The sequence below is a fragment of the Loktanella salsilacus genome (assembly GCF_900114485.1).
GTDB lineage: Bacteria > Pseudomonadota > Alphaproteobacteria > Rhodobacterales > Rhodobacteraceae > Loktanella > Loktanella salsilacus.
This window is the reverse complement of sequence record NZ_FOTF01000006.1, coordinates 37,901-59,256: the sequence shown is the minus strand read 5'-3', so window position 1 is coordinate 59,256 and position 21,356 is coordinate 37,901. Positions and strand designations below refer to the sequence as shown.

Genomic DNA, 21,356 nt, shown 5'->3' with positions numbered 1-21,356 from the left:
TGCCAAATGTTTTACAGCGTCGCGTTGACCGCGCCGCCGTCCAGCAGGATGTTCTGCCCGACGATAAACTGCGCCCGGTCAGAGCACAGGAACGCACACATCGCGCCAAAATCGGCGGCCGTACCGTAGCGGCGGGCCGGGATCGTCGCAATCCGCTGCGCGCGGGCATCTTCGACCGAGATGTTCTGCGCCTTGGACACGCCACCATCAAGCGATGCGGCGCGGTCGGTGTCGTGGATACCGGGCAGCAGGTTGTTAATGTTCACGCCAAATGGCGCAACCTGCCGCGAGGTGCCGGCGACATAGCCGGTCAGGCCCGCGCGGGCGCTGTTAGACAGGCCCAGCTGCGGGATCGGTGCCTTGACCGAACCAGAGGTGATGTTCACGACCCGGCCCCAGCCCTTGTCGATCATGCCCGGCAGCAGGGCCGTCATCAGCGCGATGGGGGCCAGCATGTTGGCGTCCAGCGCCTTGATGAAATCGTCGCGGTTCCAATCGGACCACAGGCCCGGGGGCGGGCCGCCAGCGTTGTTCACAAGGATATCAACGCCCTGCGCCGCTTTGATCAATGCGGCGCGGTCGTCCTCGTTCGACACATCGCCTGCGACGGTTGTCACCTTGACGCCCCAGCGGTCGCGGATCTCTTGCGCGGTCTGCTCTAGCGCCTGCGCGCCGCGAGCGTTCAGCACCAGATCAACACCAGCCTCGGCCAACGCTTCGGCGCAGCCGCGCCCAAGTCCACGCGAAGATGCGCAAACCAGCGCGGTTTTCCCCTTGATGTTCAGGTCCATCCTGTCACTCCCTATCCAGCAATAAGCCGGTTTATTAACACTACATCGGTTAACATACAGCAATCGCTCGGCGATCATAGATTGACTGCGATAACATTGACCCCAGATGCAGACTCGTTAACTTGCATCTAATTGTTTAAGAGTGTCCATGACGCAAAAAACGGCCCAGGTTCAAAGCGTGCAGGTGCTCTCTGCCACCACGTTTTGCGTGACTGATGGCGTCGCCTTTGGCGAGCCGTTGACCTTTGCTGACGAATTGGTGCTGGACGACATCTATGAAATGTCGCCCGTATCGCGCGCTTTGGCCCTATCGCTGAGCGCGACGGACGTCAGCGGGCAGTTTAAGGTCGCACCGGGCGGGCAAACCGGGATGCCGGACAGCGATGTGTTTCTGGATTGCTGCATCACCTTGATGGCCGTCGATGGCAAAACCTACGAGGCGCTCCTCCTGGTCGAGGTGGTCGCTGGCGGTGTCGAAGCCGTCTATATGCTGCCGCTTGCGAACCTGAAATCGGGCACGCCTTATCGCTTGGTCGGCGTCGACCGGCAGATCGCGCCCATGCGCTTTGCAGAGGTCGCCAGCGTATCCTTTACCCGCGGCACCCGGATCACCATGTCATCGGGTGCGCAGGTTCCGATTGAAGACGTCCGCGTCGGCGACAAGGTTCTGACCCGCGATGACGGCCCCCAGCCGGTGCGCTGGGTGGGCGAATCGACCCTGCGCGCCGTCGGTGAATTTGCCCCCGTCGTGATCCGCAGGGGGGCGCTGCATAACGCCAATGACCTGATCCTTAGCCCCGATCACCGCCTGTTCGTCTACCAACGGCAAGACCGTTTAGGCGCGGGCCGTAACGAGGTGCTGGTCAAGGTCCGCCACCTGATCAACGGAGAGACGGTATTCCAGCAAGCCGGCGGATTTGTTGACTATTTCCAGCTGCTGTTTGATCAGCACCAGATCATCTATGCCGAGGGGATTGCCGCAGAATCCCTGCTGATCGACCCGCGCACCCGCGCGGCGCTGCCCGACCATCTGGACGAAGAAGTGCGCCGGGGGCATGGGCACCGGCCGCATCATGACTATGAAGTGCGCGAATCCTTGCTGTCGTCAGGCGATGCGGTGTCATTGCTGCGCCAGGCCTCGCGCGACTGATCACTCTGGAATGCGCGTTCCGGCAAAGGTGCCGTCAAAAATATCCTGCCCTGCCGGTCCTGTGATATCGCCAAACACCAGCCCGCGCACGGCGGTTTGGGTCTGGTTGATAAACTCGCCGTCCATACTGGCATCAATGGTGTAACTGGCCCTGCCGTCCGACAGGGTGCCGTCCAAATCAGCATCAAAGCTATAAGCGGCGCTGCTGTCCGTGCCGCGAAAAATGCTGCCATCGGTGATTGCCAGACCGCCGGACAAAGGGACGCCGTCGCGCGCCTCGAACCCGCTGGCTTGGCCGCGGATCTGGTCAAAGCCCGCGCCAAAATTCACCGCCAGCGTCAGATCGGCGAGGTATTCGACGCGTGCGCCGTCCTCTCCTGTTGGTAGGGCGGCGCGCATGTAGCCGTCATAGCTGGCGCGGCCTGTCGTCGGCAGCAAGCTCGGGTCGCTGACATCTTGGCCGTCAATTTGGCCGTCAATCTGCCCCGGCGTCGGCCCGCCGTTTTCATTGCCGCCCCCGCCACCACCGCAACCGGCTAAACACAGCAGCATCGCACCGCCCAAGCACCGCGTGATCATCTGTTCAGCCCCCATGATCTGATGGGGGCTAAACTGACGCCTCGCGGTTAATCAAAGATTAATCCGCCAAGCCCCGCAGGATTATTCGCGGGCCAGAATGCCGGTCAGGCCAAAGGTGCCGCCTTCGACCGCATTGCCATTGCTGACAGTGATATCGCCATACATTGGCGCGCCGATGAACTGACCGCTTGAGCCCTTAAAGCCGCCGTTGGTAATGACGCCGTCAACGCGGACCGTCTCTCCTGCGCCGGTGCGCAGCGTGCCATCCACGTCGGACCGGATCGTCACCTGAGAGCGGTTCAAATCGCGGTCAAGCCGGCCGTTCGACAAGGTCAGTACGCCGTCAATCGGTGCACCTTGAGAGGTCACAAAATTACCCGCCGTGCCGCCCACGCGGTCCGTGCTGAAATCAACGCCCATCTGCATGACGCCAGCAACATCGGTGCGGCGGCCCGGCACGCTCAGATCGCCGGTCACATAGCCTAGATAATTGGACCCGCCGCTGACCGGCACCTGCTGCTTTAGTGTCGGGTCGGTTCTATCGTAGGCGGGCGCAATCTGCTCCTGCACGCTTTGAATTTCCGCAAGGCTAAGCCGGCTATTATCGGGCACCTGCGGCAAGGTCGTCACGGGCACGCCAGCGCCGCCGCAGGCTGTCATGACGGCAAGGGCGGTTACGCTGATCGCGGTGCGAAGGGGATTGACGGTCATGGCAGTGATCCTGTTGCAAACAAAAAGGGCAAAGCCCCGCAAACCGCGCGGCCTTGCCCCAATCCTTGCACCAGACCCGGCCCGTCATGCGATGACGGGGGGTGTGCTATCGTATAGCGGCCTTAGTTTTCGCCCACGAAAGCAAAGTCGGCAACCGCAGAGTTGCCGTTCATCGTCGCGGTCATCGAAGGTGGAAACCCCTGGTCGGCGAAGAAGGAGCCGCTGGTGCCGCTGAAGGCCTGAATAGCCCGCGTGCGGATGGACCCTGACGTGCGGTTGCCTTCGAAATAGCCGATGGCAATCCCGTCCAGTGCAATCCGGTCTGAACCGGCGGTCAGGTTGCCGTTGAAATCGACGGCAAACAGCCCGGACGTCTCGTCCGAGCCGACAAGACCATCGGTAAAGGCGATCTGCCCCCCGACATTCACACCGCGACCGTTTTCATCCACGCCCCTGAAGTTCGTGACACCGCCGCTCATGTCGTCATTGGCAAAGTTGACGGTCAAACGCGAATCGCCCGTCATGGCATAGCTGTTTGTGAACCCGTCCACCGACAAAAGCGCGGGACCACTGAACGTCGACGTGCCCGTAGAGGGAATATTGCGCGGTACCGTATCGGTCATGCTGTCGATATTGTCAGCCGTCGCGCCAAAGCTGCGGACGCTGGTTTCAAACTGCGATAAGGTCGGCACTTGCGGTGACAAGTCTGTCCCGGCTCCGCCGCAGGCTGCAAGGCTAGCCAAAGCGATCGCACTCATTACTAATTTCATCAAAGCATCTCTCTTGGTTCTTCCAATAGTTGCTAAATGATTAATCACAAAATGGTTCGGCAAGAATATGGCGAAAGCAGCCCACAGGTTGATTTAGGCTAACTTCTTTTCATGACAGGGATGCAGCGCGTGACGCACAGCCCCGCATTGCCCTTACCCCTGCCGCAGGTTACAGGATCAGCCATGACAAATCGCCCTGCCCTTCCGCCTGAAATCGCCCGCCGCCGGACCTTTGCGATCATCTCGCACCCGGACGCTGGTAAGACGACGCTGACTGAAAAATTCCTGCTGTATGGCGGCGCTATTCAGATGGCTGGACAGGTGCGCGCCAAGGGCGAAGCGCGGCGCACGCGCTCTGACTTTATGCAGATGGAAAAGGACCGGGGCATTTCCGTCTCGGCCTCGGCGATGTCGTTCGATTTCGATGGCTACCGGTTCAATCTGGTGGACACGCCCGGCCACTCTGACTTTTCCGAAGACACCTATCGCACACTCACCGCCGTGGACGCCGCCGTCATGGTGATCGACGGCGCAAAGGGTGTGGAAAGCCAGACGCAAAAGCTGTTTGAAGTCTGCCGCATGCGCGATCTGCCGATCTTGACGTTCTGTAACAAGATGGACCGCGAAAGCCGCGATACCTTTGAAATCATTGACGAGATTCAGGAAAATCTTGCGATTGACGTGACGCCTGCGTCTTGGCCAATCGGCAAGGGCCGTGAATTCATCGGCACCTATGACATCCTGAACGACCGGCTGGACCTGATGGACCGCGCCGACCGCAACAAGGTCGCGCAATCCGTGCGCATCAGCGGGTTGTCTGATCCGAAACTCAAGGAACTGATCCCCGCAGAGCTGCTTGGTACCTTCTTGGAAGAGATCGAGATGGCGCAAGAACTGATGCCAAAGCTGGATCACGACGCGATGCTGGCGGGCACTATGACCCCGATCTGGTTCGGCTCTGCCATCAACTCTTTCGGTGTTAAGGAACTGATGGAAGGCATCGCGACCTACGGGCCAGAGCCGCAGATCCAGCGCGCCGAACCCCGCATGATCGCGCCAGAGGAGACGCCTGTCACCGGCTTTGTCTTTAAGGTGCAGGCCAATATGGACCCAAAGCACCGCGACCGCGTGGCGTTTGTCCGCATGTCGTCGGGCCACTTTGAACGCGGGATGAAGCTGACCCACGTGCGCAGCAAAAAGCAGATGGCAATCACCAACCCGGTGATGTTCCTCGCCGCCGACCGCGAGTTGGCCGAAGAGGCCTGGGCCGGCGATATCATCGGCATCCCCAACCACGGCCAGCTGCGGATCGGCGACACCCTGACCGAGGGCGAAGCGCTGAAAGTGACCGGCATCCCGTCCTTTGCGCCGGAGCTGTTGCAAACCGCCCGCGCGGGCGACCCGATGAAGGCCAAGCACCTTGAAAAGGCGCTGATGCAGTTTGCCGAAGAAGGCGCGGCCAAGGTGTTCAAGCCGACCTTTGGTTCTGGCTTTATCGTCGGCGTCGTCGGGGCCCTGCAGTTCGAAGTGCTCGCAAGCCGGATCGAGATGGAATACGGCCTGCCCGTCCGCTTTGAAGGCTCGCAATTCACATCGGCCCGCTGGGTGCACGGCACCCGCGACGCGGTGGATAAATTCGCCGCCGCCAACAAACAGCACATCGCGCTGGATAACGACGGCGACACCGTGTTCTTGACCCGCCTACAATGGGACATCGACCGCGTGGGCCGCGATTACCCGGATATCAAGCTGTCGGCGACCAAGGAAATGATGGTCTAAAGGACATCGATTGGGGCGGGTTTTGCCTTGTGAAAAACCCGCCCCGTTCCTATTCTGTTCGAAGCTGAAAGGACAGAAATGACCCCGCCCACCCCCAGATTTTCCGAATTTTTCGCGGGTGCGGGCATGGTCAGGGCGGCCTTGTCGGATGGCTGGGATTTAGCTTTTGCCAATGACATTGATGCGGGCAAATGCGCAGCCTATGCGGAAAATTGGGGCGCTGATGGTCTGATCTGCGGTGATATCGCAGCGCTAGACCCTGCCCTTTTGCAACAACCGATTGATTTATATTGGGCCAGCAGCCCTTGTCAGGACCTCAGCCTTGCTGGCCACCGGTCCGGCCTTGCGGGGGCGCGGTCATCAACGTTTTTTGCATGGATCGAACACGTTCGCGCGGCGCGCGCGGGCGGCTTTGCGCCCGGCATTCTTGCGTTTGAAAACGTCACAGGCCTGCTGTCCAGCCACGGGGGCCGGGATTTTCAGGCGGTCGTCGACGCCTTCGCTGCCTGCGGCTATCGCTGCGGCGCGATGGAGATTGACGCCCGCCATTTCCTACCGCAAAGCCGTCCCCGCGTCTTTGTCATCGCCGTGCGCGATGATCTGGACCTGCCCGCCGGGTTGACCCAAGATGCCCCCAGCGGCACCTTTCATACGGACCGCATCCGCGCCGCCCATGCCGCGCTACCGCGCAAATTGGCGCAGCGCTGGATCTGGTGGACCCTGCCCGACCCCGCGCGCCCCAATGCGGCGCTGGCCGATCTGATCGACACCGCTGCGCCCGACGTCATGACACCCACCAGCCTAGACCGCTTGCTCAGCCTCATGACCGCCCCCCACCGCGCCCGCGTGCAAGATGCAGTCGACGCGGGCGGCTTGCACGTGGGCACCGTCTATAAACGCGGCCGTCCTGATGGGCTGGGCCAAACCGTGCAGCGGGCAGAGGTCCGCTTTGACGGCATCGCAGGCTGCCTGCGCACGCCGGGTGGCGGATCATCCCGGCAGACTGTCCTGATCGTGCGCGACGGCACCGTCACCGCTCGCCTGCTCTCAACACGCGAGGCCGCGCGCCTGATGGGCCTGCCCGACAGTTACCGCCTGCCCGCGCGGTTTAACGACGCCTACCGCCTGTCCGGTGACGGCGTGGCTGTGCCCGTCGTGCGCCATTTAGACACCCATATTTTCCAACCGCTGATCCGCCATACGCGTCGCATCCGGTCCGCCGCGTGATCGATCCCAAGGCTTACCGCGCGCGCCAGATCAAGGATCTGACCGACCAAATCGGCGTCTACGCCCTGTGCGACCTGGACGGCGTGCCGATCTACGTCGGCCAATCCGTTGACGGCATCCGGTCCCGCGTGCGGCGACACCTGACATCTGCTCGGTCAGACATCATCGCCAACCGCATGATCGACGTCTGGGAAATCGCCTATGTCAAGGCGTGGCCCGTCGCCGACCCAAGCGCCATTCCCGCGCTAGAGGCTTATCTATTCGCAACATTCGACGCCCAGAACCAGCTGATGAATGGCAAGGCCATGACCAGCGACACCGACCTGTCCGCCGACCTGCCCGCGCCGCAGATTGTGCAGGTCATCGCCGAAGACGAACGCCAAGACCGCCTGCGCCCCGCGCAGCGCCTGCCCCGCCAGATCGCGCATTACCTATCGCTGGTAGACTATATTCAAACCGTTAAGGACGAGCGGCACCTCAAACGCTCTTTGCAAGCTCATTTCGATCGGCTGGTCGCCTATCACACGACGTTTTTGTCTTAGATTCGTTCAGTAATAGTTAACCCGGTACGTCCAAAGTGACGTTATGCGATGGTTATGTTTGATTCTGTTTTTATCCGCCTGCATCCCGATCAGGGATGACGTCTTGCAATCCTACGATGGCTGGCGCGGCACGACGACATTTACAACGCAGGAAAGGGAAGTGTTCCGCGGCGCGGATGGCAATGGCCTGATGACCGCGCGGCCTGTCATTACGCTGGGGCCGGACGGGCGTGCCTTTGGCGTTTTCACCAATGTCCGAAGGCGGGACGCGAATGGCCCGCGGATCGGCCGCATGACCTCTGGCGGGCAAACGCTGGATTATACAGCCCATGATCGCCTTCTGACCCATTGCATAGACGGCTGCCAACCGGCCGAAGTGGGCGTTGTTACACTCAGCGAAACCGCGTTCCGCCTTGCCGCGCAAACCGGCCTGCCGCTGCGTGTTTGGGGACTGCGTGGACGCTATAACGGCACCGTCCCGGCAGAGGCATTTGCCCGCGTTTTAGCGAAAGTGGATGACGGATAGTGGGACAGTCCCAACGAAAAGGGGCAGCAAAGTGCTGCCCCCATCATCATACGCACAAAGTCGAAAATCAGACGAGCTTGGCATCCATCGTGATTTCAGCATTCAGCAACTTGCTGATTGGGCAACCTTTTTCCGTAGCCTGCGCGACAGCCAAAAAGTCTGCATCCGAAATTCCGGGGATCGTCGCAGTGACCTCGATATGTGCCTTTGTGACAGCAAAACCGCCATCGACCTCTTCGAGCGACACCGTTGATTTGGCGTCGATGTTATCCGCCGTATAACCCTTTTCACCAAGGTTCAGCGACATCGCCATCGCGAAACACGCGGCATGGGCTGCGCCGACCAGTTCTTCGGGATTGGTGCCGGGGCCATCCTCGAACCGGGCCTTGAAACCATAGGGGTGATCGTTCAACGCATCCGTCTGAGTCGACACCTTGCCGATTCCATCTTTCAGCGTGCCCTGCCAGTTTGCCGTGCCATGCTTCTTGATCATGTCGTGTCCTTTCGGTGTTATTTGCACCTCAACGCCCTCAAAGACGGTGCTGTTCCGCCTAAACCTTGACGATTGGGCATTATTGGCGTAACGCGATGCCTGTCGAACGCCCCGACAATCCGGTCGGGCGGGCCGCGCAGTTCTGCGGCCGGATAAGCCGCATTTCTGAAAGGGCTACATGACCAAGTTTTCTGACCTTAACCTCGATCCCAAAGTGCTCAAGGCAATTGCCGATACGGGCTACGAGACGCCGACGCCGATTCAGGCTGGCGCGATTCCCCCCGCCCTTGAAGGGCGCGATGTGCTTGGGATCGCCCAGACGGGCACCGGCAAAACCGCCAGCTTCACCCTGCCGATGATCCACATGCTGGGCCGCGGACGTGCCCGGGCGCGGATGCCCCGGTCGCTGGTGCTGGCCCCAACACGGGAATTGGCGGCGCAGGTTGCGGAAAACTTTGACGCCTATGCCAAATACACCAAGCTGACGAAGGCGCTGCTGATCGGCGGCACCTCGTTCAAAGAGCAAGACCAGCTGATCGACAAAGGCGTCGATGTGCTGATCGCGACGCCCGGCCGCCTGATCGACCATTTCGAGCGTGGCAAACTGATTCTGTCCGACGTGAAAATCATGGTCGTCGACGAAGCTGACCGCATGCTGGACATGGGTTTCATCCCGGATATTGAACGTATCTTCCAAATGACGCCCTTCACGCGTCAGACGCTGTTCTTCTCGGCCACGATGGCACCGGAGATCGAGCGTATTACCAATACCTTCTTGTCCAATCCTGCCAAGATCGAAGTCGCACGTGCGGCCTCGACTGGTGCGAATATCAAGCAAGGTGTGGTACTCTTTCAAGGCTCCAACAAGACCAAGGCCGATGCGGAAAAGCGCGAGCTGCTGCGCCGCCTGATCGCCGCCGAAGGCGACGCTTGTTCCAACGCGATCATCTTTTGCAACCGCAAGTCCGACGTGGACGTGGTCGCTAAGTCGCTGAAAAAGCATGGTATGAACGCCGAGCCGATCCACGGCGATCTGGACCAGTCGCACCGCACACGTACGCTGGACGGCTTTCGCGATGGGTCGATCCGCTTTCTGGTGGCGTCCGACGTCGCCGCACGCGGGCTTGATATTCCTGCCGTGACACACGTTTTTAACTTCGACGTGCCCAGCCACGCCGAGGATTACGTCCACCGGATTGGCCGCACCGGCCGTGCTGGTCGGTCCGGCGTTGCGATCATGATTTGCGCGCCGCGCGATGAAAAGAACCTGGCTGACGTCGAACGTCTGGTACAAGCCCCGATCCCGCGGCTTGAAAACCTGATGGGCGATGTGACACCGCCGACGACGACGTCCCCGATTGACGACGTTGATGCCCCGCGCGAGGAAAAGCCGCGCCGCTCGCGCACACGCGGTCCACGCAAAGCAGCCACTGCCCCGGTAGAAGCGGTTGCAGATCAAACGACCGAGGCTGCACCGCAAGCCGAAGCCGCACCTGCGGCAGAAGCAACCGACGCACCGCGCCCCGAACGCCGCACACGGCGCAGCCGCACGCGCCGGGACACTGCGCCAGAGGCTGTAAACCCAGTGCCCGCAGCGCCAGAAGTTGTCGCAGAAGCTGTTGCAACGCCAACGCCGGTCGTTGTTGCAGACCAAGAACCTGCGCAAGCGCCTGACGCGGCGCAAGCCAATCGCCGTGGCGGCCGCAACCGTGGCCCCCAAGATCGCGGGCCGCAAGATCGCAATGCATCGGACCGGAACGGAAACGACCGGAACGAACGGCATGACAACAATCGCAATGGTAACGACCGCGGCAACCGCGACCGTGGCGGGCGCGCTGACAATGTGATTGGTATGGGTGACGACACACCTGAATTCATTGCGAAAAGCTTTCAAGAGCGTAGCAACGGTTAAGCAAAATGGATCGACTGGGTTTTGCCCGGTCGATCCGTCGGGGCGCTGCCCATCGCTGGCTGGTTCATGAACCATTGGCGCACCAAACAGCCACCCGATATATTATCAACCGAAAGAATGAAGGACAGCGACGGTCTGTTCGGACATGAAAAAGGGCGCTGGATCAATCTGATCCAGCGCCCTTTTGCTTTGCCTGATGCGGTGATCAGCCCAGACGGCTGATCACAACGATGACTTCGGGCTTTTTGCCAATCTCACCTTGGGCAGAGCGGCGCGCGACGTTCTTCAGCTCTTTTTCAAGCTTCACATCATCGCGGATCGTCTTGGCGTCTGCGCGGCCAATGAATTGCGCCAGATCGGCCTCCATGATTTCTGCAAGGGCAGAGTCGGAGCGTCCTGTTTCCGTCAGACCCGACAGTTCGACCCAAGGATCGCCCAGCGGTTCATCGTTTTCGTCGATGATCACCGTGACCACGGCAAGGCCATTCAAGGCCATCCGGATCCGGTCACGTACAACGCCGTCCATCGCGCCAATCTGAACCGAGCCGTCCAGATAGGTGCGACCGGTTTCGACGTATTCAGCAACGGTGGGCTGGTTGCCCGACAGGTCGATCATCATACCGTTGACGGCCACGATACCGGGCAGGCCGAACTGACCCGCGACCTTCACGTGTTCACGCAGGTGACGGTGCTCGCCGTGCATCGGGATCAGGAACTGCGGCTTGATGATCTGGTGCATGGTTTCCAGATCAGGGCGGTTCGCGTGGCCAGAGACGTGATACTTGCCGCCATCGTCGTCGACGATATCAACGCCCAGCTCGCTCAGCTGGTTCATGATGCGGATCACACCCTTTTCGTTACCCGGAATCGTCTTGGACGAGAACAGGAAGGTGTCGCCTTCTTTCAGCTTCAGCCCCAGATAGCTGCCTTGCGACAGCTGGGCAGACGCAGCGCGGCGTTCACCCTGAGAGCCGGTGACCAGCAACATCAGCTGATTGCGCGGCACGTTGACCGCATCCTCTGGCCCGATCGTGGCGGGGAAGTTGGTCAGCAGACCGGTTTCCTTGGCCGCTTCGACCATGCGGTTCATCGACCGGCCCAGCAGGCAGACCGTGCGGCCAGCGGCCACAGCGGCGTCAGCCAGTGTCTTTAGGCGCGCGATGTTTGACGCAAAGGTCGTCGCCGCGACCATGCCGGTGGCATTGCGCATCAGTTCCGTGATCGCTGGACCGATGGACATTTCCGAACGGCCCGCGTGCGGAGAGAAGATGTTCGTGCTGTCGCAGACCAGCGCCTTGACGCCGTCCTTGGCAATCTCTTCCCATAGGGCGGTGTTGAACGGGTCGCCGACCACGGGGGTCATGTCGACCTTAAAGTCGCCCGTGTGCACGATGCGGCCAGCGGCCGAGTCGATCACCAGACCCGCGCTTTCGGGGATCGAGTGGCTGATCGGGACGTAGGACACCTTGAACGGGCCGCAGTCGATCACGGCAGGATAAGGTTCAACCACGGTGACGACGTTGTCGGGGTGGCCCTTTTCCTGCAGCTTGCGCCGCGCGATGTTCGCGGTGAATTTACGCGCATAGATCGGCGCGCCCAGCTGTTCCCACAGCAGGCCAACCGCGCCGACGTGGTCTTCGTGGGCGTGGGTGATGAAAATACCCTCGATCTGCGCCCGGCGTTCTTTCAGCCAGGTGATATCGGGGAAAATCAGGTCAACGCCGGGCGTGCCATCCATGTCGGGAAAGGTGACGCCCAGATCGATGACGATCAGACGCTCTTTGCCTTTGGGGCCATAGCCGTAGACGTAGCAGTTCATGCCGATTTCACCGGCGCCGCCAAGCGCCATATAGATCAGTCGGTCGTTTGCTTTTGCAGCACTCATGTAAGGTCCTTGTTGTATTGATGAATCACGGTCAGCCCGTGCATCGTCAGGTCATCCTCGACCCGGTCAAATAATTGGTCGCCTTGTGCAAACAGAGAGGCCAGTCCACCAGTTCCGATGACGGTCATCTGTCTGCCGCGTTCGGCTTTGATCCGTGCGGTTATCTCTTTCACGAGGCCAATGTAACCCCAGAACGCACCAGACTGCATGCAGGCGACGGTATTCGTGCCAATCACGCGCTCTGGCTTGGTCACATCGACGTGCGGCAGCGCAGCGGCGGCCATGTGAAATGCCTCTAGGCTGACCATGACGCCGGGGGCAATCACGCCGCCGACATAGGCGCCGTCATCGTCAACCACATCCAGCGTTGTTGCCGTGCCGAAATCCACCACGATCAGGTTGCCGCCGTGGCGATCAAAGGCACCAGCGGTGTTCACCAGCCGGTCCGGACCAACGGCGGTGCCGGGATCGACGCGCGGCTGCGTGGGCAGTTTGCATTCAGGCTTGCCCACGACAATGGGGCGGCAGTTGAAATAGCGGTCGGCCAGAACACGCAAGTTGAACACCACGCGCGGCACTGTCGCACTGACGATGACTTCGTTGATGGTCACATCAACCTTTTGCATCTGCATCAGGGACGTCAGCCAGACGAAATACTGGTCAGCCGTGCGCTGCCAGTCCGTCTTGGTCCGCCAGGTCGCCAAAAAGCGGGTGCCGTCCCAGATGGAAAACACCGTATTCGTATTGCCGCAGTCGATGGCCAGAAGCATGGGCAGCGCCCCTTTAGAAATAGATGTCGGCGGCAGGAATGACCTTGCGCCCCTCGGGGGTGGTTAAGATCAGATTGCCGTCGGTGTCGATGGTGTCAAATGTGCCGGTGATCTCTTCACGGCTGGTGCGGGCGGTAATCACCTCGCCCAGACGGGCCGCATGGCGGAGCCAGTCACTGCGGATAATGTCAAAGTCGAATTCCCACAGCTTCGCCTCTTGCGTGGCGTAGTCATTGGCAAGACGCACAAGGAAATCACCCGGCGTGACCTCTGGCCCGCCTTCGCCGCGCAGGGACACAGGCGCAAAGGCCGCGTCGCGGACGTCGTCGGGCACAGCAGCAAGGTTAACGCCGATGCCAACAGACAGCCAATCGACGTAAGGCCCCTGCCCGCTGGTTTCCAGCAGAATGCCAGCGATCTTGCCGCCGTTCAGCAGGACGTCATTGGGCCATTTCAGGCTGAGCTTGGTGCGGTCAATATACATCGCCAGCGCCTCGAACAGGGCCACGGCGGCCATAAAGGATCGCAGGCTGGCCTGTTGCGGGGTGCAGTTGGGGCGATAAATCAGGGTGGCGGCAAAGTTGCCCGGCGGGCTTTGCCATGCGCGGCCCCGGCGACCGCGTGCGCCGGTCTGGATATCAGCGATCACCCAAGTTGGCGCTTGCAGGGTTGGCGCAATGCGCACCGCCTCTGCCATGGTGCTATCCACCTGCGTCAGGTGGTGGCACAGCACGCCCTCTGGCCAGAGGGCGTGCTGTGTTGGATCAGTTGACAAGGGCCGCAGCGGCAGCAGCCGCAATCGGCTCTACGCCGAACAGGTTGACCACGCCGACGACCATGATCAGCGCAGAAGCGATCAGGAACGCGCCAAGGATGGGCTGCGACGGGGCGTCCAGCTTTTCGGTCTCTTCGCCGAAGTACATGTAGTAGACGATGCGCAGGTAGTAATACGCGCCGATCACGGATGCGACCACACCGGCCACCGCCAACCATGCAAGGCCCGCGTCATAGGCGGCACGCAGCACATACAGCTTACCAAAGAAGCCGACCATCGGCGGCACACCAGCAAGGCTGAACATCAGCACCAGCATGGCCAGTGCCCGGGTGGGCTGGTCTTTGGCGTACATTTTCAGGCTTTGGATATCCGTCACCGGACGACCATCGCGCTGCATGCCAAGGATAAAGGCAAAGGTGCCGATGTTCATGGTCACATAGATCGCCATGTAGATCAGCATCGCTTGCACACCCAGCGCAGTGCCAGCCGCCAGACCCATCAAAGCATAGCCCATGTGCGCGATGGACGAGTAAGCCATCAGACGCTTGATATCGCGCTGGCCAATCGCCGCGATCGATCCAAGGAACATCGAGATCACGGACAAGAAGGCAATGATCTGCTGCCAGTCGCCAGTAATACCGCCGAAGGCATCAAACATCAGGCGGGCGAACAGCGCCATCGCCGCGACCTTGGGGGCCGTTGCAAAGAACGCAGTGATCGGCGTTGGCGAGCCTTCGTAAACGTCCGGCGTCCACATGTGGAACGGCGCGGCGCTAACCTTGAACGCAAGACCCGAGATCAGGAACACGAGGCCGAACAGCAGACCCAGCGACGGCTGATCCTGCACGCCGGCCATGATGCCAGAGAACAAAGTCGTGCCAGTGAAGCCATAGGTCAGCGAGGCACCGTAAAGCAGCAGACCAGAGGACAACGCGCCCAGAACGAAATACTTCAGGCCAGCTTCTGTCGATTTGACACTGTCACGGCGCAAGGACGCGACGACATAAAGCGACAGCGACTGCAGCTCTAGGCCCATGTAAAGCGACATCAGATCACCAGCGCTCACCATGACCATCATGCCGACGACGGCAAAGACCACCAGCAGCGGATATTCGAACCGCAACAGGTTACGCGCGACCATGTATTGCTCGCTCATCACCAAGACGGCGGCGGCGGACAGCAGGATCGTGACCTTGGCAAAGCGCGAAAAGCTGTCGGCGACAAACATGCCGTCAAAGGCTGTCTGCGCATCGGCACCGTTCGTCATCAGCCAAGCGGCCACCAGCACAAAGATGCCAGAGGTCAGCCAGACCAGCAACGACGCCGCCCCGTCTTTGACGGTGTAAACGGCCGCCAGCAAGGCGGTGATCGCATAGACCGCCAGTGCGATTTCCGGCAGGACAATCTGGATATCGGCAGAAATCATGGGTCCGTTTCCTTAGTGCAAAGCGACTTGAGTGGCTGCGGTAAACGCCGCGGTCGCCGTGTCGTATTGATCGATCAGCGCGCCAACCGACGGCCCGATGATATCGGTAACAAGGCTAGGATAGACGCCCAGCAACAAGGTCATCACCACCAGCGGGGCAAAGATCGCCCGCTCGCGGGTTGTCATATCGGTGATCGACTTCAGGCTTTCCTTGATCAAATCACCCATGACGACGCGGCGATACAGCCACAGACCGTACGACGCCGACAGGATCACGCCAGAGGTGGCGATCACGGCGACCCAGGTGTTCACCTGGAAGATGCCCATCAGGACCAAGAATTCACCCACGAAGCCAGATGTGCCCGGCAGGCCGACGTTGGCCATGGTGAAGAACATGAAGATCAGCGCATAGGCGGGCATCCGGTTCACCAGACCGCCATAAGCGTCGATGTCGCGGGTGTGCATCCGGTCGTAAATCACGCCAACGCAAAGGAACAGCGCGCCAGAGATAAAGCCGTGGCTGATCATCTGGAAAATCGCGCCATCAATGCCCTGCTGGTTCACCGTAAAAATACCCATGGTCACGTAACCCATGTGTGCAACGGACGAATAGGCGATCAGCTTTTTCATGTCCTGCTGCACCAACGCAACAAGAGAGGTGTAGACGATCGCAATCGCCGACAGCCACAGCACCAGCGGGCCGATGACTTCGGACCCGATGGGGAACATCGGCAGCGAAAAGCGCAAGAAGCCGTAGCCGCCCATTTTCAGCAGGATCGCGGCCAGCACGACAGAACCCGCAGTCGGGGCCTGCACGTGGGCGTCAGGCAACCACGTGTGCACGGGCCACATCGGCATCTTCACCGCAAAGCTGGCAAAGAAGGCAAGGAACATCAGCGTCTGCGCGCCGCCAACAATGTTGATCCCCAGCACGGTAAAGGCGTCCGACGGGAAAACCGTCGTCATCAGCGTCGGGATGTCAGAGGTGCCCGCGATGTTGATCATGGCGACCATGGCCACCAGCATCAGGACCGATCCAAGGAAGGTATAAAGGAAGAACTTGAACGACGCGTAAATGCGGTTCGCCCCGCCCCAGATGCCGATGATCAGGAACATCGGGATCAGGCCTGCCTCGAAAAACAGATAGAACAGGATCATGTCCAGCGCCATAAAGACGCCCAGCATCAGCGTTTCCAGCAGCAGGAACGCGATCATGTATTCCTTAACGCGGCTTTCCACGCCCCAGCAGGACGCGATCACCAGCGGCATCAGGAACGTGGTCAGCATCACGAACAGCACGGAAATGCCGTCGACGCCCATTTTATAGTTCAGACCCAGAAGCCACGAATGCTCCTCGACCATCTGAAAGCCGGTATCGGCAGGATCGAACTGGAACAGAATGAACAGCGAAATCAGGAACGTCGCGGACGTGGCAAACATCGCCACCCACTTGGCATTGCGCTGTGCCGCCGCGTCATTGCCCCGCAGGAACAGCGCCAGAATGGCAGCGCCGATCAGCGGAATAAACGTGGTGAGTGAAAGCAGGTTGCCCATTAGTTGGCCCCTCCGGTCAGAGTGACCCAGGTCAGCAGGGCCGCGATGCCCGCCACCATGGCAAAGGCGTAGGTGAACAAGTAGCCGGACTGCATCCGCCCAGCGGTGCGGGTCAGGAACGGAACGATACCAAGGGCCAGACCGTTGATCCCGCCGTCAATCGTGCCTTCGTCGCCGCGCTTCCACAGGAAGCGACCAATCGCCAGCGCAGGCCGCACGAAAAGGAAGCCGTAGATTTCGTCAAAGTACCATTTGTTCAGCAGGAACTGATACAGATGCGACTGGTTCGCTGCCAGCTTGCCCGGCAGATCCGGACGGCGGACGTAGAACATGTACGCGGTGACAAAACCGATTAGCATGGCGATGAACGGCGACAGCTTGACCAAGACAGGCGCGTGGTGCGCGTCATCAATGACGTGATTGTCGGCGGCCATATAGATGGCACCCTGCCCCGGCGTGTAAGTGTTCGCAGCAACGTCGCCGTGATCAGCTTCGCCTTCAACCGCAGCTTCGGACTGGGCAGCGTGCTCGGCCCCGGCCCCGGCAACAGCGTGGTCACCCTCTGCGGCAGCCTCTTCGCCGCCTTCGGTCGCATGTGCCTCTGCCGTGGTCATGCCAAAGAACTGTTCGACTTTGTGGTGATCGCCGAAAAAGCTGTTGTACCAGACCATGCCGCCAAAGATTGCGCCAAGGCTTAGGACACCCAGAGGGATCAGCATGACCATCGGGGATTCGTGGGCGTGATCATGTGTATGGTGATCGCCGCGCGCCTTGCCGAAGAAGGTCATGAACATCAGGCGCCAGCTATAGAAACTGGTGAACATCGCCGCGATGACCAGCATCCAAAAGCTATAGCCCGTGCCGCCAGCCCAAGCGGATTCGATAACCGCGTCCTTGGACAGGAAGCCAGCGAAACCAAAGTGGGTCAGCGGGATGCCGACGCCGGTGATGGCCAGCGTACCGATCATCATCGCCCAGAAGGTATAGGGCAGCTTTTTGCGCAATCCGCCATAGTTCCGCATGTCTTGTTCGTGGTGCATCCCATGGATCACAGAACCCGCGCCAAGGAACAGCATCGCCTTAAAGAAAGCATGCGTCAGCAGGTGGAACATCGCGACGGAATAAACGCCCACACCAGCGGCCACGAACATGTAGCCCAGCTGCGAACAGGTGGAATATGCGATGACGCGCTTGATGTCGTTCTGCACCAAGCCCACGGTCGCAGCAAAGAACGCGGTCGAGGCACCGACGAAAACAATCATCTGCTTCGCCTCTGGCGCGTATTCGAACAGCGGCGACATGCGGCAAACAAGGAACACACCGGCGGTGACCATGGTCGCGGCGTGGATCAGCGCGGACACAGGTGTCGGGCCTTCCATCGCGTCGGGCAGCCACGTGTGCAGGAACAGCTGGGCGGATTTACCCATCGCACCAATGAACAGCAGCACGCCAATCAGGTTCGCGGCATTCCATTCAGTCCACAAGAAATGGATCTGGGTCTGCGCGATATCGGCCACTTGCGGAAAGATGTCAGCGAACTTGACCGAGTCCGTCAGGAAGAACAGGCCAAAGATACCAAGGGCAAAGCCGAAGTCACCCACACGGTTGACGACAAACGCCTTGATCGCTGCGGCGTTGGCGGACGGCTTGCGGTAGTAGAAGCCAATCAAAAGGTAGGACGCAACGCCCACGCCTTCCCAGCCAAAGAACATCTGGATCAGGTTGTCGGCGGTGACCAGCATCAACATGGCGAAGGTAAAGAACGACAGATACGCAAAGAAGCGCGCGCGATAAGGCGTGCCGTCTTTGAAGTTGTCGTCATGCGCCATGTAGCCAAAGGAATACAGGTGCACGAGCGCGGAGACCGTCGTGATCACGATCAGCATCGTCGCGGTCAAACGGTCCAGACGGATCGCCCAGTCGGTCGCAAGCGAGCCGGATTCGATCCAGCGCAGCACCGTGATGTCGCGCGTGACGCCATCAAAGCCCAGAAACACGATCCAAGACAGGAACGCGGCCAAGAACAGCAGACCAGTGGCCACCCACTGCGCCGGCTTTTCGCCAATGATCCGCCACGTAAAGCCGCAGATCAGGGCCCCGACCAGCGGTGCAAATAGGATAATCGTTTCCATGGGTTCAGCCCTTCATCACGTTGACGTCTTCAACGTCGATGGTTCCGCGGTTACGGAAGAAACAGACAAGGATCGCCAGACCAATCGCGGCCTCTGCGGCGGCGACGGTCAGCACGAACAGCGTGAACACCTGCCCCACCAGATCCCCAAGGAAACTGGAAAAGGCGACGAAGTTGATGTTCACCGCCAGCAGCATCAATTCGATGCTCATCAGCAGGATGATGACGTTCTTGCGGTTCAGAAACAGGCCAAAGATGCCAATGACGAACAGCGCCGCCGCCACCACAAGATAATGCTCTAGTCCGATCATGTCGTGTCCCTCTGGGCGTTCGCCCTTCGTTTTATGGTCTTAGCCGAAAAAGGTGTAGCCGCCGCCGAAGACAAGGATCAGCACAACGATCAGCGCAGCAATGGTGGTATTCGACATCAGCTATATCCTTCGGTCAAAGAGAGCGCCTTACAGGCCCTGCCCCGGTTTCACGTCTTTGAGTTCCATCGCCAGCTTGGGGTCGCGGTGCATCTGCGCCATGACGTTCTGGCGCTTGATGTCCACGCGGTGGCGCAGGGTCAGAACGATCGCGCCGATCATCGCCACCAGCAGGATCAGACCCGACAGTTGGAACAAAATGATGTAGCGATCATAGATCAACAGACCAAGGCCGGTTGTATTGTAGGTGTCCGGCACCGGCGCAGCGAGGCGCGCATCAATCCCGTCCGAAAAGCTCCATGCGCCGACGGCGATGGCCAGCTGCATCAGAACGACGACGCCGATCAGCAAACCCAGCGGCAAGTATTTCGACATCTCTGCCTTCAACTCGGCAAAGTCGACGTCCAGCATCATGACGACAAACAGGAACAAGACCGCAACCGCGCCGACGTAGACGATGATCAGCAGCATGGCGACAAATTCAGCGCCAAGGATCACGAACAGACCTGCCGAAGACAGGAAGGCCAAGATCAGCCACAACACCGAATGCACCGGGTTGCGCGACAGCACCGTCATCAGGCCGCCCATGATCGTTGTGATCGCGAACAGGTAAAAGGTGAAAACGAAAGGGGTCATGCCTCGGCATCCTTTTTCATCACGTCGTTGGCGATTTCCATCGCCTTGGTCATCGACGGCACGCCGCCAAACATGGCCGCCATCGCAATCGTCTCGGCGACTTCTTTTTCAGTGGCCCCGGCCTCGACCAGATGGCGCACCGTCATGCGCAACTGCGCCTCGGCTTGTGCGCCCATGATCGTCAGGCCCATCAGGGTCATCAACAGCCGCGTCTTGGCGTCTAGACCGTCCGGGTTCAACCCCTTGCCAAAGAAGGTTTCCATCATTTCTTTGGGCATCGTCGGCCAAAGCGTCTCGAACCCTTTGGGCGTAAAAGATTCCATCGCAGGATTGAGCTGTTTCACCCAGTCCTGCCCCATGGTCATCATGGCCTCAAAAGGGTTCTTTGCATCGCTCACGCCGCATCCTCCGCTTCAAAAACCTCAATCGCGGCATTCAGCGCGTTAATCATCGCAGGAAAGCCGCCGTAAAGCGTCATCTGATAGATAATCTCACAGACCTCTGCGCGGCTCGCACCAACAGCGCGGGCGCTGGCGATGTTGACCTTAAGCTGGGGCTTGGTCTGCCCCCCCATCGCAGTAAGGGCCGCAATCGTCGCCAGCAGACGGGTTTTCTCTTCCACAACGCCGCGGCTGTAGAATGTACCGTAAGGCACCTCGACCACCATGCGCGACAAGCCAGGCACCAAAGCATCGTAACGCGCTGCAAGCGCGTCTTCCATGCCCGGGTTCACTGCCTCAGACAGTGCCTTGCCGCGTTCATATGTGGCTTCATCAAGGCTCATCTGTAGGGCGCATCCATTTCGAGGTTGCGCGCGATTTCGGCTTCCCAACGGTCGCCATTCGCCAGCAGCTTTTCTTTATCGTAGTAAAGCTCTTCACGTGTCTCGGTGCTGAACTCAAAATTCGGGCCTTCGACAATGGCGTCCACAGGGCAGGCTTCTTGGCAGAAACCGCAGTAGATGCACTTTGTCATGTCGATGTCATAGCGCGTCGTGCGGCGCGATCCGTCATCCGTGCGCGGGGCCGCGTCGATGGTGATCGCCTGCGCGGGGCAAACGGCCTCGCACAGCTTACAAGCGATGCAACGCTCTTCGCCATTGGCATAACGGCGCAGGGCGTGCTCGCCGCGAAAACGCGGGGACAGCGGGCCTTTTTCATGCGGATAGTTCAGCGTGGCTTTGGGGGCAAAGAAGTACTTCATCCCCAGCCCAAAGCCTTTCCAGAAGTCCGACAGCAGGAAGTATTTCGCAGAGCGTGCGTAGTCCATCG

Annotated in this window: 23 protein-coding genes; 7 read left to right on the top strand and 16 right to left on the bottom strand. The window is 59.9% G+C overall.

Going from position 1 to position 21,356, the window contains the following annotated elements:
* Positions 1–11 precede the first annotated feature (11 nt).
* On the bottom strand, positions 12–791 hold the full coding sequence (locus BM131_RS06615) for an SDR family oxidoreductase (protein ID WP_090187364.1): 780 nt from the start codon (positions 789–791) through the stop codon (positions 12–14).
* Between the two features lie 148 nt (positions 792–939).
* Here BM131_RS06615 and BM131_RS06610 point away from each other — a divergent pair, with 148 nt between their 5' ends.
* Entirely contained in the window at positions 940–1,941 is a 1,002-nt protein-coding gene (locus tag BM131_RS06610) for a Hint domain-containing protein (protein ID WP_090187361.1), read from the top strand.
* On the opposite strand, the gene BM131_RS06605 is transcribed toward BM131_RS06610, so the two are convergent.
* The 3 genes from BM131_RS06605 to BM131_RS06595 all read right to left on the bottom strand — a co-directional run bounded on the left by BM131_RS06605 (position 1,942) and on the right by BM131_RS06595 (position 4,001).
* Positions 1,942–2,520: a hypothetical protein gene (locus tag BM131_RS06605; protein ID WP_139222593.1), complete on the bottom strand. Its 579-nt coding sequence runs from the start codon at positions 2,518–2,520 to the stop codon at positions 1,942–1,944.
* A gap of 81 nt (positions 2,521–2,601) precedes the next feature.
* Positions 2,602–3,231: a hypothetical protein gene (locus BM131_RS06600; RefSeq protein WP_090187357.1), complete on the bottom strand. Its 630-nt coding sequence runs from the start codon at positions 3,229–3,231 to the stop codon at positions 2,602–2,604.
* A gap of 122 nt (positions 3,232–3,353) precedes the next feature.
* Complete coding sequence (locus BM131_RS06595; RefSeq protein ID WP_139222592.1) at positions 3,354–4,001, bottom strand: hypothetical protein; 648 nt, start codon at positions 3,999–4,001, stop codon at positions 3,354–3,356.
* A gap of 183 nt (positions 4,002–4,184) precedes the next feature.
* Between BM131_RS06595 and BM131_RS06590 the strand changes: the two genes are divergently transcribed.
* From BM131_RS06590 to BM131_RS06575, 4 genes are all read left to right on the top strand, one after another.
* Positions 4,185–5,780: a peptide chain release factor 3 gene (locus BM131_RS06590; RefSeq protein ID WP_090187351.1), complete on the top strand. Its 1,596-nt coding sequence runs from the start codon at positions 4,185–4,187 to the stop codon at positions 5,778–5,780.
* 78 nt (positions 5,781–5,858) lie between these two features.
* The gene (locus BM131_RS06585; RefSeq protein WP_090187349.1) at positions 5,859–7,007 is read left to right on the top strand and encodes a DNA cytosine methyltransferase; all 1,149 of its coding nucleotides are present in this window, start codon (positions 5,859–5,861) and stop codon (positions 7,005–7,007) included.
* The gene (locus BM131_RS06580; protein ID WP_090187347.1) at positions 7,004–7,549 is read left to right on the top strand and encodes a GIY-YIG nuclease family protein; all 546 of its coding nucleotides are present in this window, start codon (positions 7,004–7,006) and stop codon (positions 7,547–7,549) included. The genes BM131_RS06585 and BM131_RS06580 overlap by 4 nt, the downstream gene beginning before the upstream one ends.
* Positions 7,550–7,652: 103 nt before the next feature.
* Positions 7,653–8,075 carry a hypothetical protein gene (locus BM131_RS06575; RefSeq protein ID WP_139222591.1) on the top strand — a complete coding sequence of 141 codons (423 nt, stop codon included), beginning with the start codon at positions 7,653–7,655 and terminating at the stop codon, positions 8,073–8,075.
* Between the two features lie 67 nt (positions 8,076–8,142).
* Here BM131_RS06575 and BM131_RS06570 read toward each other — a convergent pair whose 3' ends face one another.
* Positions 8,143–8,568: an OsmC family peroxiredoxin gene (locus tag BM131_RS06570; RefSeq protein ID WP_090187343.1), complete on the bottom strand. Its 426-nt coding sequence runs from the start codon at positions 8,566–8,568 to the stop codon at positions 8,143–8,145.
* Between the two features lie 178 nt (positions 8,569–8,746).
* On the opposite strand from BM131_RS06570, the gene BM131_RS06565 reads away from it, so the two are divergent.
* Positions 8,747–10,480, top strand: a complete 1,734-nt coding sequence (locus tag BM131_RS06565) for a DEAD/DEAH box helicase (RefSeq protein ID WP_090187340.1) — start codon at positions 8,747–8,749, stop codon at positions 10,478–10,480.
* 66 nt (positions 10,481–10,546) lie between these two features.
* Positions 10,547–10,702, top strand: coding sequence for a hypothetical protein (locus BM131_RS20230; RefSeq protein WP_175499211.1), 156 nt, complete (start codon positions 10,547–10,549; stop codon positions 10,700–10,702).
* Here BM131_RS20230 and BM131_RS06560 read toward each other — a convergent pair.
* From BM131_RS06560 to nuoI, 11 genes are all read right to left on the bottom strand, one after another.
* Positions 10,686–12,365 (bottom strand): ribonuclease J, encoded by a 1,680-nt coding sequence (locus tag BM131_RS06560; RefSeq protein ID WP_090187338.1) that lies wholly within the window; start codon positions 12,363–12,365, stop codon positions 10,686–10,688. The genes BM131_RS20230 and BM131_RS06560 overlap by 17 nt on opposite strands.
* Positions 12,362–13,135, bottom strand: coding sequence for a type III pantothenate kinase (locus tag BM131_RS06555; RefSeq protein WP_090187335.1), 774 nt, complete (start codon positions 13,133–13,135; stop codon positions 12,362–12,364). Before BM131_RS06555 ends, BM131_RS06560 begins: the two co-directional genes overlap by 4 nt.
* A gap of 13 nt (positions 13,136–13,148) precedes the next feature.
* The gene (locus tag BM131_RS06550) at positions 13,149–13,910 is read right to left on the bottom strand and encodes a biotin--[acetyl-CoA-carboxylase] ligase (RefSeq protein ID WP_090187744.1); all 762 of its coding nucleotides are present in this window, start codon (positions 13,908–13,910) and stop codon (positions 13,149–13,151) included.
* Positions 13,900–15,336, bottom strand: a complete 1,437-nt coding sequence (gene nuoN, locus BM131_RS06545) for an NADH-quinone oxidoreductase subunit NuoN (protein ID WP_090187334.1) — start codon at positions 15,334–15,336, stop codon at positions 13,900–13,902. The genes BM131_RS06550 and nuoN overlap by 11 nt, the downstream gene beginning before the upstream one ends.
* 12 nt (positions 15,337–15,348) lie before the next feature.
* On the bottom strand, positions 15,349–16,890 hold the full coding sequence (locus BM131_RS06540; RefSeq protein WP_090187331.1) for an NADH-quinone oxidoreductase subunit M: 1,542 nt from the start codon (positions 16,888–16,890) through the stop codon (positions 15,349–15,351).
* The gene (gene nuoL / locus BM131_RS06535; protein ID WP_090187328.1) at positions 16,890–19,022 is read right to left on the bottom strand and encodes an NADH-quinone oxidoreductase subunit L; all 2,133 of its coding nucleotides are present in this window, start codon (positions 19,020–19,022) and stop codon (positions 16,890–16,892) included. Before nuoL ends, BM131_RS06540 begins: the two co-directional genes overlap by 1 nt.
* 4 nt (positions 19,023–19,026) lie before the next feature.
* Complete coding sequence (nuoK, locus tag BM131_RS06530; protein WP_090187326.1) at positions 19,027–19,332, bottom strand: NADH-quinone oxidoreductase subunit NuoK; 306 nt, start codon at positions 19,330–19,332, stop codon at positions 19,027–19,029.
* A 147-nt stretch (positions 19,333–19,479) separates the two neighbouring features.
* Positions 19,480–20,085 (bottom strand): NADH-quinone oxidoreductase subunit J, encoded by a 606-nt coding sequence (locus BM131_RS06525; protein ID WP_090187323.1) that lies wholly within the window; start codon positions 20,083–20,085, stop codon positions 19,480–19,482.
* Positions 20,082–20,483, bottom strand: coding sequence for a carboxymuconolactone decarboxylase family protein (locus BM131_RS06520; RefSeq protein WP_090187320.1), 402 nt, complete (start codon positions 20,481–20,483; stop codon positions 20,082–20,084). Before BM131_RS06520 ends, BM131_RS06525 begins: the two co-directional genes overlap by 4 nt.
* A complete protein-coding gene (locus BM131_RS06515) occupies positions 20,480–20,869 on the bottom strand; it encodes a carboxymuconolactone decarboxylase family protein (RefSeq protein ID WP_090187318.1) in 390 nt (129 codons plus the stop codon). Before BM131_RS06515 ends, BM131_RS06520 begins: the two co-directional genes overlap by 4 nt.
* A complete protein-coding gene (gene nuoI / locus BM131_RS06510) occupies positions 20,866–21,354 on the bottom strand; it encodes an NADH-quinone oxidoreductase subunit NuoI (RefSeq protein WP_090187315.1) in 489 nt (162 codons plus the stop codon). The genes BM131_RS06515 and nuoI overlap by 4 nt, the downstream gene beginning before the upstream one ends.
* Positions 21,355–21,356 lie beyond the last annotated feature (2 nt).